Here is a 13,753-nt window from a genome sequence, read left to right on the forward strand (position 1 = left end):
GATTATGCAATTACGTTTAGGACTTACCCTGGCACTTTCAGTATTCAGTTTAGCAGGTTGTAGTTCAATGGCCTTTAAAAACGGTACCTTGGACTATAAAGAAACAACCACGCTGCAACCATTGCAATATCCTGAAGGGTCAATGGTTCGTCCTGCAACGCCTTTGTACCCTGCTCCGACAGTGGATCCGCTTGCCCTGGAAAATGCACCAAAACTTGAAAATCAGCGTGGTAACCGCTTTGCGATGCCACGCCCTACTGCACAGCCAGTAAATTCAACTCAAGCAGATGAAACTCAAGAAAATTTTTCAGGAAAGCCGCAATTAGTCACTGACGGAAATCAAAATCCACTGCTCAAAATTGATGGAAATGCTGCTACAATATGGCAATACACTCTTGCCACGCTTAGCAGCCTTAACCATTCTATCGTTGGTCAAAATAAAGATCGTTATGAAGTAACGATTCAGGTTGATCAGCAAACCTATGTTTTAAGACTCTCTCCCGCAGGTTCGAGTAACACCCTGGCTGTGTTTAATCCCGATAACAGTTTTGCCGACCGCGAAAAAGCAGCAGAACTGTTAAACCAGATTTACCAAAATTGGCCAGCCTAGACATTTTCTAGGCATTTTTTTTTGTAGAAGGTTCCCTCATGTTAAAACAAACCTTGCTCTATACTGGTAAAGCGAAATCTGTCTATACCACGGACAGTGAAGACCACCTGATTTTAGTTTTTCGTGACGATGCGTCCGCATTCAATGGCGAAAAAATCGAACAACTGGATCGTAAAGGTAAGGTGAATAACCGTTTTAACGCCTTCATCATGGAAAAGCTGGCTGCTGCTGGTATTGAAACTCATTTTGAGAAACTGCTGACACCAACTGAAGTATTAGTGAAAAAACTTAAAATGATTCCAGTAGAATGTGTGGTACGTAACTATGCTGCGGGTTCTTTATGCCGTCGTCTGGGTGTAGAAGAAGGTAAAGAATTAACTCCTCCTACATTCGAATTGTTCTTCAAGGATGACGCGCTAGGCGATCCAATGGTGAACGAATCTCAAGCGATTGCTTTAGGTTGGGCGACTGCTGAACAACTGGCAAAAATGAAAGAACTGACTTACCAAGTGAACGATGTGCTTAAAGCATTATTCGAAGCGGGTAATATGCTTCTGGTTGACTTTAAACTTGAATTTGGTGTGTTCCACGACCGTATCGTACTGGGTGACGAATTCTCTCCAGACGGTTGCCGTCTATGGGATAAAGACACCAAGAAAAAACTGGATAAAGACCGTTTCCGTCAAGGCCTAGGCGGCGTGGTTGAAGCGTACGAAGAAGTTGCAGCACGTTTAGGTATCAATCTTGAAGATATCTAAGCACTAATAGTGCTTCAAAGAACCGGGTTAATAGCCCGGTTTTTTATTGTCTAATCTTATGATCGAAAAAATGAATTTTATTAATAAAAATGATCGTTTTTACATTATTCAATGCATGCCTTAATATTACTGCATCCCAGCAACATCCCCAGCAGATGCAATCCATCTGATGTTGCTGACCAGATTTATACCCTTACCCTCTAGGATGTATCTCCCCCAAGACATCCTATTTCAGCCCAATTCTCCTTGAATTGGGCTTTTTTTTGCTTATTGCTGCTGTTGTTCCTGCTGCCAGCGACGTTGTTGCAGACGTTCGCCTTCTACTTCACGCTTATTACGTGCCGATTCGTACAGCTTGGTGCCTTTCAGCTCAGGCGGCAGGTAATCTTGCAGGACAAAATGTTCCGGATAGTTGTGCGGATACAGATAATTTACCCCATAGCCCTGCTCTTTCATCATTTTGGTCGGTGCATTACGTAGATGTAAAGGCACTGGCAAATTGGCCGTTTTTTCAGCCAGATCCATCGCCTTGTTAATGGCGAGATAGGTACTATTACTTTTGGCACTGGTCGCCAGGTAAACCGCACATTGTCCCAGAATAATCCGGCATTCCGGCATGCCAATCGCTTGAACTGAGCGGAAACATTCGCCCGCCAGCAACAAGGCATTCGGATTGGAATTGCCAATATCTTCTGATGCCGCAATCAGCATACGGCGGGCAATAAAGACCGGATCTTCACCGCCTTTGAGCATGCGTGCCATCCAGTACAGGGCAGCATCCGGATCACTGCCACGAATCGACTTGATGAAGGCCGAAATCAGATCATAGTGCTGCTCGCCAGACTTGTCATAACGGGCAATATTCTGCTGTGCGACTTTGACCACAATCGCATTGGTAATGATATTTTCCTGGTCTGCCTCAAAAGTGCTGGCAATCAGATCCAGTAGATTGAGGGCTTTACGTGCATCCCCTGCGGCAAACTGCAATAAGGCGTCAAATTCTTCGATCTGGATATAGCGTTCCTGCAGAAATTTATCAGTCTGAATCGCCTGAGTCAGTAAAGTCTGAATCGCTTCATCACTCAGCGCATTTAAGGTATAGACCTGACAACGTGATAGCAAGGCACTATTTACTTCAAAAGACGGATTCTCTGTGGTCGCACCAATCAAGGTAATTTTGCCTTTTTCGACGGCATTCAGCAGTGCATCCTGCTGGGATTTATTAAAACGGTGAATCTCGTCAATAAACACCACGGGCGTCAGCAGATCACCACTTTCTGCAATGACTTCACGCAACTCCTTCACACCAGTATTAAGTGCAGACAGGCTGATAAATGGCCGGTCCACCGCTTGGGCAAGTAGCAAAGCAATTGTGGTTTTACCTACTCCAGGTGGCCCCCAGAAGATAATCGATGGTAAATGCCCTTGGTCAATCATTTGACGTAGAGGTGCATTCTCTCCAAGCAAGTGATCCTGCCCGATAATTTCTGTAAGGTCGCGAGGCCGCAAGCGTTCTGGAAGCGGGATATGACTGTCTGACATCTTATTATTGGCTCAAATTAAATTCTGCTTTCATTCTAACACCGGTAGTTTTGATTCCAATATTTCAAACATTTATGAGAAAAATTTAATTTATGTAAGAAAGCTCTATTTTTTTTACAATGAATGGATTAATCTTATGAAAAGTAGATAAATAGAACATGATTAATTACAGGTGAATAACCTTGTAAATTTCACATTGTCTCATATTAATTAGAATGGACTTGAGCAACTGATTGGATGCTCTTTGGGTGGTATCGGTGGGGATGCATGAAGCATAATAAATCTAGACGAACAACTGCAGAATGCGCTGAGTCGCTTATTTCAACCTCGATACAATCTTCTAATGAGCAACAGGCAAAATTCAGATTATTACAGGACCTAATCAATGATGTGCCACATCCACTCTGGGTGCTGGGCAAAGATAATATTGAATATTTTAATCAGGCACTTTCGGATTATTTAGGCACCAATTTAAGTAAATATGGTCCTAAAGAATGGCAAAGCCTGATTCATCCAGATGATCAACCAGCGTTTTCTAAGCAATGGCATGCTGCCCTGAATCAGCAACAAGGCTTTAATACCCAGTGCCGGATTAAATCGGCTGATTCCAGCTACCGTATGTGTGCCTTGGCTATTAAGTTTCAGCATACCGCGGAACATCTGCTGCAATGGTCGGTATCACTGACGGACATCCATGAATATTTTGAGATTCAGCAACAACTGTCTCAGGTCATTTCTACCCAGAAAAACATGCTGGATGCCAGTGTCGACTGTATTAAAGTGATGTCTCCACAAGGCGAGATCCGTCATATCAATCAGTCAGCCTGTCATAAGTTAGGGATTGATCCTGAACAGCAGCCTGCCCCGCATTCATGGTTAAGCCTGTTACCAGCCGAGGTTAAAAAGACCGGACAGCGCGCTTTAAAACAGGCTGCTCAAGGCTTAAATAGCCGTTTTGTAGAAAAAGCCCAGACAGAGAATCAGGACCCAGAATATTGGGATCATTTGCTGACTCCGGTATTGGACGAAAATAATATTCCCCAAAATATTCTGTGTGTTTCACGTAATATCAGTCAGCAAAAAATAGCCGAAAGCCGTTTAAAAGCCGTAATTCAGCGTGATGAGCTGACCGGACTGTATAACCGCAATGCCTTTTATAAGACCTTTAAACAGGTGCTGCTAAAAGCCAAGCAACAGCAAATGATGGTTGGCCTGCTCCTGATCGATCTGGACTATTTCCGGCATATCAATGACACCCTGAGTCATATTGCCGGAGATCATTTGTTGCATGTCTTGGGCAAGCGTTTTCAGGCCTGTTTTGGCTCCAACAATATAGTCGTTGCCCGTCTCGGTGGAGATGAGTTTGCCATTCTGGTCAAAAACTTGGAAAACGAAGCCCAGCTGATTAATACCGCACAACTGGCCTATGCTCAACTAGAACAACCAGTGAGTTATGTCGGCCATCGTATGAGTATCGGCATGAGTATTGGTTGTACCGTTTATCCGCGTGATGCCCAGAATAGTTCCAACCTGCTGAAATGTGCCGATATTGCCCTGAATGATCTGAAAAATAGTGGTCGTGGCGGGATTCGCATGTTTAATCAGGAGATGTTCAGATCACTGGAAAACATGACCAAACAACTGACGCTGGCACGCAAGATTATTCATGCGGATCAGATCATTCCTTATTATCAGCCTAAGGTCCGTCTCTCCGATGGTGAGGTGATTGGTTTTGAGGCCTTATTGCGTTGGCAGGATCAACAGCATCAGATCCAGTTACCCTCTCATATTTTTTCAGCGTTCCAGGACTATGATCTGGCTTCGCGCATCAGTGAAACCATGCAGCTAAAAGTCTTTGAGGATATGAGCCGCTGGCAGGCCGAAGGTCTGGATATTCTGCCAATTTCAATCAATGCAGCTCCAGTTGAATTCCTGCGCGATGACTATGCTGAGAAATTTCTGGCTCGTCTGTCCCGATTCGATATTCCTGCGCATAAGGTTGAGCTGGAAATTACCGAGCAGAGCTTGTCTGAAGGCGGAGCCAATTATGTGATCCGGGCACTGAACCTGCTGAAAAAACATGGAATTCATATTTCTCTGGATGACTTCGGTACCGGTCATTCTTCCCTGACCCGTTTGCAGGAATATCCGGTCGACTGCATCAAGATTGATCGCAACTTTGTAGAACGCATGAACAATGATCCGTCTGCGCTGGCCATTGTCAAAGCCATTACCCAGATTGGTTCCAGTATTTCTCTGGATGTATTGGTCGAAGGCATTGAAAATACTGAACAACTGGACACGCTGATCAATTGTGATTGCCAGATCGGACAAGGTTTTTATTTTTATCGTCCTATGTCCGGGTCTTCAGCACAGCAACTGCTACAACAGGCAGCTTAATTTTTTTATTTAATCATTTGACGGGGTTGGATTGCGATAATCATTAGCGCACCCAGCGCACGATATATTCATCAATTTCATCTTCATCAATATCGACTTCACTTAAGCAGCGACCAGCAGCGGATTTTTTGGCCTGAATCACGCTTTGTCGTGAACCCGTCTTCAGATAATGCCAGGATGGCAGGCTTTTCCCTTCAGCAACTCGGCGATAGGCGCAGCTTGATGGCAACCAGTGAATGGTGTCCAGTTTCTCAGGTGTTAGCTGAATACAATCCGGCACATATTGCAGCCGGTTCGGATAATCCGAACAGCGGGCAGTTTTGCAGTCCAGTAATTTGCAAGCCACTTTGGTATAGGCAACTTCATGGGTGTCTTCATCTTCCAGCTTGATCAGGCAGCAAAGCCCACAACCGTCACAAAGCGCTTCCCATTCTTCTGGCGTCAGCTCAGTGAGACTATATTTTTTCCAGAAGTATGGACGTAAGGCATCAGACATAATCAAAACGGCTATGGTAAAAATCAGCTTATTATACCAAGTCTCAACAAAGGAAATGTAGGGACGTGAATCTTATTAATATCACGTAAACTATTGTTAAATCAGAGACAGTACATCAACAAAACACTAACAGTGCCCAAAATCGAATATTCCTATACTGGATTTGAGAATAAAAACACATGGAGAATTGATATGTTTCGCTGGGCTATTATTTTTGCTGTGATTGCCTTGATTGCCAGTCTACTTGGTTTCGGTGGAGTAGCAGGCTTATCTAAGGATTTCGCAATTATCTTATTGGTGATTGCCGTTATTCTTGCCATTGTTGGTTTCCTTTCTCGCGGCAAGGTCTAGCGACTGAGTTCTGCTTAAGAAAAAGTTTCCTACAGAAAAAACAAGAGCCATTTGGCTCTTGTTTTTTTATGCGCCCAAAATGAATTATGGTTTGATATGGCGTGGTCTGAAACCAGCAGCGACCAATGCGGCCAAATACGCCACGACTCCTACCACACATAAAATCAGCACTTCCAGTACACGCATCCACTGTGATACATCACCATTGTACCAGCTCAGTGCATAGGCCAAGGCTGCAATCATCACCACATTGGCAAACATGAATTGCATAAAGATTTTTTTCCAGTGTGCGCCAAAACGGAAAATATTGCGTTGATGCAGATAAAAATACAGCAGACCCGCATTGACCATGGCTGAACCGGTCGAAGCCAGTGCCAGTGCCATATGCTCCGCTTCCCAATGAATCAGCTTAAAGAAACCAATAAAGATCACGTTCAGAATCGCATTGGCTGCTACCGCCATTAAACCGACGCGTACCGGTGTACGAGTATCCTGCTGGGCATAGAAGCCGGGAGCAAAGACTTTAATCAGCATAAAAGCAATCACACCGCCACTCATACATTGCAATGCCAGCGCCGTCATCTGGGTATCTTCAAAAGTGAACTGTCCGCGTTCAAATAATGCCTGAATAATCGGTGTTGACAGCATGAACAAGGCAATACTGGCTGGTAGACCCACCAGCACGATGACTTTTGCTGCCCAATCCATCATGTCGCGGAATTTTTCCGGATTCTTTTCTGTATGCTGTGTGGATAAAGACGGCAGAATCACGGTACCAATTGCCACGCCAATCAGACCCAATGGCAACTCGGTCATGCGTTCAGCACTATATAACCACGACACTGAACCGTCCTGCATGAAAGAAGCCCAAACCGTATTCAGTAACAGGTTAATCTGGGTGACAGATACACCAAACAAAGCGGGTAACATCAGTTTCATGATGCGATCCACCCCTTCATGCTTGAAGTCCACTTTCGGTGGAATCAGCAGGTTTTTACGCCATAACTCTGGAATCTGGATTGCCAGCTGCAAAATCCCGGCAATGACGACGGCCCAGCCTAGCGCCATAATCGGCTCTGCCATAAAAGGAGTGAGCCAGAGCGCACCGGCAATCATGGCAATATTCAATAAAACCGGAGCAAAGGCTGGCGTACTAAAAGAGCCATAACTGTTAAGAATACTGCTGGCAAAAGCCGTTAATGACATAAACAGCAGGTAGGGAATGGTCAGACGGAACATGTCTGTGGCCAGCGCAAACTTTGCTTCATCGCCATGAAACCCTGGCGCATAGATATACATGATCACCGGTGCAGCAATGATGGCAATCATGGTCAGGGTGGTCATGAAGGTAGCCAGACAGCCAAAGACCCGGCTGATCAGGATCTGCACTTCTGCATGGGTGCGACTGGTCTTATATTCAGTCAGTACCGGAATAAAGGCTTGGGAGAATGCCCCTTCTGCAAACAGCCGTCTGAAAAAGTTTGGAATACGAAATGCCACCACGAAGGTATCGAAATCTTTACCGGCACCGAATACATTCAGTAAAACCACATCCCGGACCAATCCCAGAACCCGCGACAACATGGTCATCGCACTGACAATTACGGTCGAACGCCAAAGCGCCATCCTATTCACCTAATAATTAATTTGGGCCTATTGTAATGAAACTTGCAAAAGAAGTTCATTGCTTAATCACATGACTTCCTGAAGGGTCATGGGTTCTTATAATGTTGTAACTGGGCACGAAAAGCACACCAGTCAAAATATGGTCCCGGATCGGTTTTACGTCCCGGTGCAATATCCGAATGTCCGGCAATATGCTGCTGCATTTTTGGATAATAGTCTTGCAAACAGGCGGTGACTTTGACCAAGGCATCATATTGTGCCTGTTCAAACGGCAGGTCATCACTGCCTTCCAGTTCAATCCCGATGGAATAATCATTACATTCTTTTTTGGCCAGATAGCTGGAACGACCTGCATGCCAGGCTCGGTCATTGAAATTCACAAACTGCAGCACTTCACCAGAACGCAAAATCAGCAGATGCGCCGACACCTGCATGCCTTCAATAGTCTGAAAATACGGATGCACTGACCAGTCCAGCTGATTCTGAAAAAACTGTTCAATATAGCCACCACCAAACTGTGACGGCGGCAGACTGATGTTATGGATTACCAGTAACTGGATGTCGGTATATTCAGGCCGCTGATTAAAATTTGGAGAAGGGATCTGGCGCGCCCCGAGCAATTGCCCGTCCTGGATTTGAAACTCAGCTGCCTGTTGCATAAAACTGTCCTGTACAAAAATAAAATCTGCAATATCAGGATTGCAGCCGGCTTAATGCTAAAACTTTCATAGGCAAATCTCAATTCATCCCGGCAGGCTGTATGAAAAATCGCTCATTTTAATGTAACGGTGTTAAGATAACGCACAATTTTTCACGGCTAAAAAAGATACGGAAATACTCATGAGCATATCTCAGGCTTTGCTAGAACAGTCGATTCAGATCAATATTCAACAGGCACTCTCCGAAGATATTGGCGATGGTGACATTACTGCCCTGCTGACTCCTGAAGATGAACAGGCGACTGCCACGATTATTAGCCGTGAAGCAATGGTTCTTGCTGGTCAGCCTTGGGTCAATGCCCTGATTCAGGCCTATGATCCGAGTGTAGAAGTGATCTGGCTAAAAAATGACGGCGATCATGTCGCTGCCAATGAAGCTTTTCTAAAACTGGCCGGTTCTGCACGTAGCCTACTGACTGTAGAACGCCCTGCCCTGAACTTTGTACAGACGCTGTCTGCAGTTGCGACCAAAACAGCAACCTATGTCAAAGAGTTGGACGGTCTGCATACCAAGCTCTTAGATACCCGTAAAACGCTGCCAGGCTTACGTATTGCCCAAAAATATGCTGTTGCTGTCGGTGGTGGTCAGAATCACCGTCTGGGCCTATTCGATGCCTTTTTGATTAAAGAAAATCATATTATGGCAGCCGGCGGCATTCGCCAGGCGATTGCCATGGCCCACCAGATTGCACCGGGTAAACCAGTTGAAGTGGAAGTTGAAACCTGGGATGAACTGAATCAGGCCCTAGAAGCCGAGGCTGATATCGTGATGCTGGATAATTTCAGTCAGCAGCAAATGATTGATGCCGTTAAACATGTGGCTGGTCGCTGTAAACTGGAAGCTTCAGGCAATATCACCATTGATAACTTACGTGAAGTGGCGAGTACAGGCGTAGATTATATTTCGATGGGCGTACTGACCAAAGATGTCAAAGCCATTGACCTGTCGATGCGTTTTAATGGTTAAAGTCTTATTATTAAAAAAGGGTGCCACAGCACCCTTTTTCTTATTCTCAAGGATATAAATCATAGAGGTTGAATGGCCTCTACTCTGTTAATTGGTATCACTTCCGTTCCATATTTGCACCATCGCGGTTTTTATCACGAGAATTCGAATCGCAGGCAGTTAAACCCAGCACAGCAAATACTGAAAATGCCATTAACCATATTTTCATGTTATACCCCTCTGAATGAGATTTGGTTAAAAGATCATCGCTTAAAACAGAGGTTACACAGTAGACAGATCCTGTTCATTTTTTGTCAGGCAATGTGTAGGTACAATAAAAAACGCATCCGAAGATGCGTTTTTTACAACTTGAAAAGCTTACCAGCCCAAAGCTTCTTGCTGTTTCTTGATCAGTTCCTGAATCCCTTTTTCAGCCATGGCCAGCATGTCATTGCATTGCTCACGGGTAAATGGCTTATCTTCAGCAGTACCTTGGATTTCAATAAATTCACCTGCCTGAGTCATCACGACATTCAAGTCAGTCTGACAGTTTGAATCTTCTTCATAGCAAAGATCCAGCAAGACTTCATCTTTAAAAATACCTACAGAAATGGCTGCTACCAGACCTTTAAGTGGGTCCTGTTTAATTTTCTTTTTCTCAAGCAATACGTTCATGGCATCAATCAATGCTACGGCTGCACCCGTAATTGATGCAGTACGGGTACCACCATCTGCCTGGATCACGTCACAGTCAATGGTAATGGTATTTTCACCAAGTTTTTTCAGGTCGACCATTGAACGTAGGCTACGACCGATCAGACGCTGGATTTCCTGAGTACGGCCACTTTGTTTGCCGCGAGCAGCTTCACGATCACTACGGGTATGTGTTGAACGTGGCAGCATGCCGTATTCTGCTGTTACCCAGCCTTGGCCCTGACCTTTCAGGAAACGTGGTACAGAGCTGTCCACACTGGCAGTACACAGCACTTTGGTATGACCAAATTCAACCAATACGGAACCTTCCGCATAACGTGTATAGTTACGGGTAATTTTCACTTCACGTAATTGATCTAATGCTCGTTGGTCGATACGCATAATAGGTCCTGCTGTTGACTAAAAATAATTGCGGCTCAGTATAACAGAAGCCTCCGCCAAGATTGGAACAGAGGACAGATCATTTACAAAATCACTGGACACGCCTTGCTTGTATAGATTTTTCAGTCCATTGGGGCTACTGCGATAGACAGGTGTTTTTTGCTAAACTGCAGATCTGCCGAAGGAAAATCCCTATGTCTTTACGTGAAGAACGCAAGCAACAAAGCCGTCAGGCCCTCCTCGATGCTACCTTGGCATTGAGCAGCCGTGGCCATGCCTTTAGCAGCATCAGCCTGCGCGAAATCACTCATGAAGTCGGACTAGTACCTGCCGCATTTTATCGACACTTTCAGAATATGGATCAGTTGGGACTAGAACTTCTGGATCAGGTTTCAATTCATCTCAAAGGTGTGCTGAATCAGTTAGGACCTGCAGATTTTTCTCTGGATGAGCTTTCAGCCAAAATCGAACTGTTTTTTCAGGCAGTTGATGCCCACCCTGAAGCCTGGACATTTGTCAGTGCCGAACGTTGGGGCGGTTCAAACATCCTCAGACAAGGCATTGAGCGGGAAATTCATTATCTGACCCAAGATTTGCGGCATACCCTGGAACAGATTCCAGCCATCCAGCAATCTCCTTCTCCAGCCGAATTAACCGCACTGGCACAGATCCTGGTTCCTCTTGCATTGAACTGGGCTATGGGCTGGATTCAGCTTCAGGCACAGCCTGATCCCGAACTGCGACAAACTCGGATAAATGACTTCAAAGCGCAAAGCCTAAAGCAGTTAGAACTGTTATTTCGTGGAATTTTATCTCAAGCCTGAGATCTCATCTGAGTGAAATCTATTTTACAATTCAATTTTATCCTGACATAAAAAACCCGCATATAGCTGCGGGTTTTTAGATTCATGCAGATCTGGTGTTATTTAGCTTTACGCTCTTTTTCAACCAGATAATTCACCACTTGAACCACTTTGGCATCATCGCCCTGAACTACATACTTACCATTTACGGTTACCGCTGGTACGCCGCTTAACTGATAAGTCGCAGCCAGATTTTTGGCCTGTGCGATTTTTGAAGAAATCGGGAATGATTTATAAGTGGTATTAAATTTCGCTTCAGAAATACCATAACGGGTATAGAACTTGGCCAATTGAGCCTGCTCCAGAATTGGCTGTTTCTTGGCATGAATATCATGAAATAGCTGCAAATGCGCTTTTTGACGAACACCTAGAGCTTCAGACACATAATACGCACGAGCTGCCTGTTCCCATAGCGGATTCATCGCGGCTGGAGTACGTACAAAGCGTACATCTTTAGGCAATTTTTTTAACCAGCTTTGCATGTGTGGTTCAAGAGAATAGCAGTGACCACAGCCATACCAGAAGAATTCACGGACTTCAATTTTCCCCGGCTTTTCAACTTTTACTGGATTCGCCAGGACTTGATAGTCTTGACCTGCTACAAAGTTGGCGGCCATTGCACTGCCAGAAAATGCCAAAACAGATGCGGCTACAGTGCCTAAAATAAATTTTTTCATTAGGATTATCGTCCTCTAAATCATTATGTCTAATTTATGGCTTCACTATAAAGTAATTATGCCGGTTTCGTTTTTATTCTGTGAACTTTTTTACAGCTTTTATCGCTTTTTTTTCCAGAATCGCTACACTAAACAAGTGTACTGATTTACAAGAAGTTAAATCTGTTTATACCGCCTCTGGGCGAACTTAAATTTTAAATAATCACGACTGATTGAGGTGACACCGATGTCGCAATTGAATGTTGATCCACAAGAAATTGCCAAGTTTGAAGCATTTGCAGCTATATGGTGGGATCAGCATTCCGAGTTCCGCCCATTGCATATGATCAATCCACTGCGTCTCAACTGGATTGATGAACATGCCGGTGGCTTGAGCGGCAAAAAAGTGCTGGATGTAGGCTGTGGTGGGGGCATCCTGTCAGAAAGCATGGCACGCCGTGGCGCTCAGGTGCTGGGCATTGATATGGGTGAAGCACCACTGAATGTGGCCCGCATCCATGCCGAGCAGGAAGGTGTCAACAATATTGAATACCGTCAGATTCCAGTAGAGCAACTCGCAGAAGAACAGGCCGGCCAATACGATGTGGTTACCTGTATGGAAATGCTGGAACATGTACCTGATCCAGCCTCTATTATTCAGGCCTGTTATAAACTGGCCAAACCTGGTGGCCATGTCTTCTTCTCGACCATTAACCGTAATCCAAAATCTTATCTGTTCGCGATCATTGGTGCAGAATATATCCTGCGTATGCTGGCCAAAGGTACACATGATTACAGCAAATTCATCAAGCCGTCTGAACTGGCGCACGACATCCGTAATGCCGGTTTAAAACTGAAAGATATGACTGGCCTGCATTATAACCCGCTGACCAAGCGTTACTGGCTGGCACCGAATGTCGATGTAAACTATATGGTGTACACCGTTAAAGAAAACACGCAAGAGGCCGCCCAATGAAGGCTGTTCTATTCGACCTGGATGGTACTTTAATTGATACCGCGGCTGACTTTATCCGGATTATCCAGCATATGTGCCGTGAAGCCGGCCGTGACGTGGTAGAAGCTGATCTGATCCGTACCCAGGTTTCAGAAGGTGCCCGCGCTATGGTCAAATTGGTCTATCCGGAATTGCAACTGGAAGATCCAGTGTTTTTGAATCATCGCCAGCGTTTTCTGGATATGTATGGTGCAGATATTGCTGTGGATACAGACCTGTTCAGCGGAATGTATCCTCTACTTGAAGAATTAGAGGAAAATGATATCCCTTGGGGAATCGTAACCAATAAACCGCGCTGGTTGAGCGAAGCTTTACTCAAAGCTTTAAACCTGACCGAGCGCTGTGCCGTACTGGTCTGTCCGGAAGATGTAACTCGAACCAAGCCAGATCCGGAGCCAATGTATCTGGCTGCCCAGCAGTTACAGCTGGCTGCAGAAGACTGTATCTATGTCGGTGACCATCCACGGGATATTGATGCCGGCCGCAATGCCAAGATGTACACCATACTGGCAGCATACGGTTATTTACCACTGCAATACAAAGATGACTTAACAGCTTGGCAAGCCGACTATATAGTGAACACAGTGAATGAGTTACACCAGCACATTCAAAAACTGGTCTTGAGCGAGCCAAGTGTCCTGTCTTGATTCCTGAAACTACTGAAGACACTTAACAA

Annotated in this window: 14 protein-coding genes; 8 read left to right on the plus strand and 6 right to left on the minus strand. The window is 44.9% G+C overall.

From position 1 onward, the window contains the following. The first annotated feature begins 4 nt into the window (after positions 1–4). Positions 5–610 carry a lipoprotein-34 precursor (NlpB) gene (locus tag FTU03_RS01450; RefSeq protein ID WP_034703997.1) on the plus strand — a complete coding sequence of 202 codons (606 nt, stop codon included), beginning with the start codon at positions 5–7 and terminating at the stop codon, positions 608–610. Between the two features lie 38 nt (positions 611–648). Beyond that, entirely contained in the window at positions 649–1,368 is a 720-nt protein-coding gene (gene purC / locus FTU03_RS01455; protein WP_004781395.1) for a phosphoribosylaminoimidazolesuccinocarboxamide synthase, read from the plus strand. 267 nt (positions 1,369–1,635) lie between these two features. Here purC and FTU03_RS01460 read toward each other — a convergent pair whose 3' ends face one another. Next, positions 1,636–2,910 (minus strand): replication-associated recombination protein A, encoded by a 1,275-nt coding sequence (locus tag FTU03_RS01460; RefSeq protein WP_179991896.1) that lies wholly within the window; start codon positions 2,908–2,910, stop codon positions 1,636–1,638. Between the two features lie 267 nt (positions 2,911–3,177). Between FTU03_RS01460 and FTU03_RS01465 the strand changes: the two genes are divergently transcribed. Beyond that, positions 3,178–5,310, plus strand: coding sequence for an EAL domain-containing protein (locus FTU03_RS01465; RefSeq protein WP_179991895.1), 2,133 nt, complete (start codon positions 3,178–3,180; stop codon positions 5,308–5,310). Between the two features lie 43 nt (positions 5,311–5,353). On the opposite strand, the gene FTU03_RS01470 is transcribed toward FTU03_RS01465, so the two are convergent. Then, the gene (locus FTU03_RS01470) at positions 5,354–5,806 is read right to left on the minus strand and encodes a YcgN family cysteine cluster protein (protein ID WP_004781392.1); all 453 of its coding nucleotides are present in this window, start codon (positions 5,804–5,806) and stop codon (positions 5,354–5,356) included. A gap of 192 nt (positions 5,807–5,998) precedes the next feature. Here FTU03_RS01470 and FTU03_RS01475 point away from each other — a divergent pair, with 192 nt between their 5' ends. Beyond that, positions 5,999–6,157 carry a DUF1328 domain-containing protein gene (locus FTU03_RS01475; protein WP_004647174.1) on the plus strand — a complete coding sequence of 53 codons (159 nt, stop codon included), beginning with the start codon at positions 5,999–6,001 and terminating at the stop codon, positions 6,155–6,157. Between the two features lie 84 nt (positions 6,158–6,241). Here FTU03_RS01475 and murJ read toward each other — a convergent pair whose 3' ends face one another. Together murJ and ampD are read right to left on the minus strand one after the other, a co-directional pair. Beyond that, on the minus strand, positions 6,242–7,792 hold the full coding sequence (murJ, locus tag FTU03_RS01480) for a murein biosynthesis integral membrane protein MurJ (protein WP_171505608.1): 1,551 nt from the start codon (positions 7,790–7,792) through the stop codon (positions 6,242–6,244). A gap of 77 nt (positions 7,793–7,869) precedes the next feature. Beyond that, positions 7,870–8,442 (minus strand): 1,6-anhydro-N-acetylmuramyl-L-alanine amidase AmpD, encoded by a 573-nt coding sequence (ampD, locus tag FTU03_RS01485; protein ID WP_179991894.1) that lies wholly within the window; start codon positions 8,440–8,442, stop codon positions 7,870–7,872. Between the two features lie 181 nt (positions 8,443–8,623). Here ampD and nadC point away from each other — a divergent pair, with 181 nt between their 5' ends. Further along, positions 8,624–9,469 carry a carboxylating nicotinate-nucleotide diphosphorylase gene (gene nadC, locus FTU03_RS01490; protein WP_034704010.1) on the plus strand — a complete coding sequence of 282 codons (846 nt, stop codon included), beginning with the start codon at positions 8,624–8,626 and terminating at the stop codon, positions 9,467–9,469. A 357-nt stretch (positions 9,470–9,826) separates the two neighbouring features. Here the strand turns inward: nadC and rph are convergent, their stop codons facing one another. Further along, positions 9,827–10,543 carry a ribonuclease PH gene (gene rph, locus FTU03_RS01495; RefSeq protein ID WP_004781384.1) on the minus strand — a complete coding sequence of 239 codons (717 nt, stop codon included), beginning with the start codon at positions 10,541–10,543 and terminating at the stop codon, positions 9,827–9,829. Positions 10,544–10,737: 194 nt separating this feature from the next. Here rph and FTU03_RS01500 point away from each other — a divergent pair, with 194 nt between their 5' ends. After that, positions 10,738–11,367, plus strand: coding sequence for a TetR family transcriptional regulator (locus tag FTU03_RS01500; RefSeq protein ID WP_179991893.1), 630 nt, complete (start codon positions 10,738–10,740; stop codon positions 11,365–11,367). A gap of 98 nt (positions 11,368–11,465) precedes the next feature. On the opposite strand, the gene FTU03_RS01505 is transcribed toward FTU03_RS01500, so the two are convergent. Next, positions 11,466–12,083: a thiol:disulfide interchange protein DsbA/DsbL gene (locus tag FTU03_RS01505; protein ID WP_004781380.1), complete on the minus strand. Its 618-nt coding sequence runs from the start codon at positions 12,081–12,083 to the stop codon at positions 11,466–11,468. A gap of 226 nt (positions 12,084–12,309) precedes the next feature. Here FTU03_RS01505 and ubiG point away from each other — a divergent pair, with 226 nt between their 5' ends. Beyond that, on the plus strand, positions 12,310–13,038 hold the full coding sequence (gene ubiG / locus FTU03_RS01510; protein ID WP_179991892.1) for a bifunctional 2-polyprenyl-6-hydroxyphenol methylase/3-demethylubiquinol 3-O-methyltransferase UbiG: 729 nt from the start codon (positions 12,310–12,312) through the stop codon (positions 13,036–13,038). Further along, positions 13,035–13,724 carry an HAD family hydrolase gene (locus FTU03_RS01515; protein WP_159124176.1) on the plus strand — a complete coding sequence of 230 codons (690 nt, stop codon included), beginning with the start codon at positions 13,035–13,037 and terminating at the stop codon, positions 13,722–13,724. The genes ubiG and FTU03_RS01515 overlap by 4 nt, the downstream gene beginning before the upstream one ends. The last annotated feature ends 29 nt before the right edge of the window (positions 13,725–13,753 follow it).

It is taken from the genome of Acinetobacter sp. YH12046 (assembly GCF_013419905.1).
Lineage (GTDB): Bacteria > Pseudomonadota > Gammaproteobacteria > Pseudomonadales > Moraxellaceae > Acinetobacter.

Bases quoted from the DNA above. Each gene is read 5' to 3' on its own strand.
- FTU03_RS01450 (WP_034703997.1), top strand. From the start codon at position 5: ATGCAATTACGTTTAGGACTTACCCTGGCACTTTCAGTATTCAGTTTA.
- purC (WP_004781395.1), top strand. From the start codon at position 649: ATGTTAAAACAAACCTTGCTCTATACTGGTAAAGCGAAATCTGTCTAT.
- FTU03_RS01460 (WP_179991896.1), bottom strand. From the start codon at position 2,910: ATGTCAGACAGTCATATCCCGCTTCCAGAACGCTTGCGGCCTCGCGAC.
- FTU03_RS01465 (WP_179991895.1), top strand. From the start codon at position 3,178: ATGAAGCATAATAAATCTAGACGAACAACTGCAGAATGCGCTGAGTCG.
- FTU03_RS01470 (WP_004781392.1), bottom strand. From the start codon at position 5,806: ATGTCTGATGCCTTACGTCCATACTTCTGGAAAAAATATAGTCTCACT.
- FTU03_RS01475 (WP_004647174.1), top strand. From the start codon at position 5,999: ATGTTTCGCTGGGCTATTATTTTTGCTGTGATTGCCTTGATTGCCAGT.
- ampD (WP_179991894.1), bottom strand. From the start codon at position 8,442: ATGCAACAGGCAGCTGAGTTTCAAATCCAGGACGGGCAATTGCTCGGG.
- nadC (WP_034704010.1), top strand. From the start codon at position 8,624: ATGAGCATATCTCAGGCTTTGCTAGAACAGTCGATTCAGATCAATATT.
- rph (WP_004781384.1), bottom strand. From the start codon at position 10,543: ATGCGTATCGACCAACGAGCATTAGATCAATTACGTGAAGTGAAAATT.
- FTU03_RS01500 (WP_179991893.1), top strand. From the start codon at position 10,738: ATGTCTTTACGTGAAGAACGCAAGCAACAAAGCCGTCAGGCCCTCCTC.
- FTU03_RS01505 (WP_004781380.1), bottom strand. From the start codon at position 12,083: ATGAAAAAATTTATTTTAGGCACTGTAGCCGCATCTGTTTTGGCATTT.
- ubiG (WP_179991892.1), top strand. From the start codon at position 12,310: ATGTCGCAATTGAATGTTGATCCACAAGAAATTGCCAAGTTTGAAGCA.
- FTU03_RS01515 (WP_159124176.1), top strand. From the start codon at position 13,035: ATGAAGGCTGTTCTATTCGACCTGGATGGTACTTTAATTGATACCGCG.